The 1,232-nt window shown below is 70.4% G+C and carries 2 protein-coding genes; both read left to right on the top strand.

What is annotated here, in order from left to right:
- Positions 1-75 precede the first annotated feature (75 nt).
- A complete protein-coding gene (gene prmC, locus A5622_RS03300; RefSeq protein WP_231997833.1) occupies positions 76-975 on the top strand; it encodes a peptide chain release factor N(5)-glutamine methyltransferase in 900 nt (299 codons plus the stop codon).
- Positions 968-1,232 (top strand): Sua5/YciO/YrdC/YwlC family protein (locus A5622_RS03295; RefSeq protein ID WP_197507940.1); only part of this gene is annotated, 265 nt, incomplete at its 3' end. The genes prmC and A5622_RS03295, both read left to right, overlap by 8 nt.

The following is a 1,232-nucleotide window of genomic DNA, read 5'->3' as shown; positions in this document are numbered from 1 at the left end:
GACGCCCTGGCCGCCGCCGACAAGCAGAGCCGGCTGCAACAGGCATGACGTCGCGCGACGATGCAGAGTGAAACGATGAGGAGAAGCGCGACAACCCAGCTCAGCCTGCGGCGCACGATCGACGATGCTGCGGCCACCCTTGCCGAGGCGGGAATCGATTCTGCGCGTTGGGATGCCGAACAGCTGGCCGCGCACCTGGCGGGCACCGATCGCGGACGCCTATCCCTGCTCGACCCGCCGGACGCGGACTTCCTGGGGCGCTACCGCGATGTCGTGGCCGCGCGCTCGCGACGTGTTCCCCTGCAACATCTGCTGGGGACCGCGGCGTTCGGGCCCGTCCTCCTGCACGTCGGCCCCGGGGTTTTCATACCCCGCCCGGAGACCGAAGCGCTGCTGGAATGGGCTAGGGCACAACAACTTCCGCCGCGACCTGTCATCGTCGACCTGTGCACGGGGTCGGGCGCCCTGGCGGTGGCGCTGGCCCACCACTTGCCCGGGGCGCGAATCGTCGCCATCGACAACTCTGACGCCGCCCTCGAGTACGCCCGCCGCAACGCGCAAGGCACGGAGGTCGAGCTGATCTGCGCCGACGTCACAGAGCTGGCCGGCGAGCCGGGCCCGCTCGCCGATCTGGATGGCCGGGTCGACCTTGTGGTGGCCAACCCGCCCTACGTTCCCGATGGTGCTGTGCTGGATCCCGAAGTCGCGCAACATGATCCGCACCAGGCCGTCTTCGCCGGCCCGGACGGAATGGCGGTGATCGCGCCGCTGCTCAGCCTCGCCGGTCGCTGGCTGTGTCCGGGAGGACTCATCGGCGTCGAGCACGATGACACCACCGCGGCGCAGACCGTGGAATTGTTCGACCGCACAGGGGCATTCGACGACGTCCGGGCCCGCCGAGACCTGACCGGGCGGCCACGGTTCGTCACGGCCCGCAGGAGAGCGGAACGGGGGAGGGGCGGCGCCCATGACTGACGTCTTCGACTGTGCGGATCCCGATCAGCGCTCACTCGGAATCGCCGCCGCCGCGGCAGCGCTCAAGGGTGGCCGCCTGGTTGTCATGCCGACCGACACGGTCTATGGGATCGGCGCCGATGCGTTCAACAGCGCGGCGGTCTCCGCGCTGCTGTCGGCGAAGGGGCGCGGGCGCGACATGCCGGTGGGCGTGCTGGTCGGCTCCTGGCACACCATCGAGGGGCTCGTGTACACCATGCCGCACGGGGCCCGCGACC

The organism is Mycobacterium sp. 1245801.1, assembly GCF_001673055.1.
Lineage (GTDB): Bacteria > Actinomycetota > Actinomycetes > Mycobacteriales > Mycobacteriaceae > Mycobacterium > Mycobacterium europaeum_A.
This window is presented reverse-complemented; position numbering and strand designations above follow the sequence as displayed.

Coding starts and splice junctions, on each gene's coding strand:
- prmC (WP_231997833.1), top strand. CDS start 76: ATGAGGAGAAGCGCGACAACCCAGCTCAGCCTGCGGCGCACGATCGAC.